Source organism: Aestuarium sp., assembly GCF_023253315.1.
In the GTDB taxonomy this organism is placed as follows: Bacteria; Pseudomonadota; Alphaproteobacteria; order Rhodobacterales; family Rhodobacteraceae; genus Marivivens; species Marivivens donghaensis.
On the sequence record NZ_JALRGW010000189.1, the window covers coordinates 1 to 571 of the forward strand.

The 571-nt window shown below is 50.3% G+C and carries 1 protein-coding gene; it reads right to left on the reverse strand.

All coding sequences use genetic code 11. The features are described 5' to 3' along the window. Positions 1–139 precede the first annotated feature (139 nt). Positions 140–571: molybdopterin-binding protein (locus AC1QQ2_RS14945; protein ID WP_479713740.1), on the reverse strand; the 432-nt coding region annotated here is incomplete at its 5' end.

The window sequence follows — 571 nt, forward strand, 5'->3', positions numbered from 1 at the left end:
TGGAACACCATCACGCAACATGCGTTTATTGATGAAATCCAGCAAATCCAGTTGTTTACGGGTCAGCATGACAAGCCCCTTTAGAACATGATTTTCAATATGTTCTACATGTGTTCTTGTTTTGTGTCAATGCCATGTTTTACAGAAGGATCACTTCCACCTCTGCGCCTGCCTCTAATGCTGTGGCATGGGGTGCGCGAACGATCAGGGCATTTGATGCGGCCAGCACACTGAGCAACGCGCTGTCTTGTCTTTCAAACACACGCACCATCCCGTTTTCATAAACCGCGCGCAGATAATGTTCCCGCCCGCCGTTTTGCGTGATGGGGTGGGATAGTTTTCCGCGGAATCTGGGCGCGGGTTGCTTTGGCAATCCCTGCAATGCGCGTATCACTGGCGTTAGGAATATTTTCCCACAGACCATTGCCGACACTGGGTTTCCCGGCAAACCAATCATCATCGCATCGCCCAACCGTCCTGCCATCAACGGTTTTCCAGGGCGCATGGCAACTTTATAAAATTGACGCTGAACCCCATGTTTTTCTGCAGCTTCCGCAACCAAATCATGATC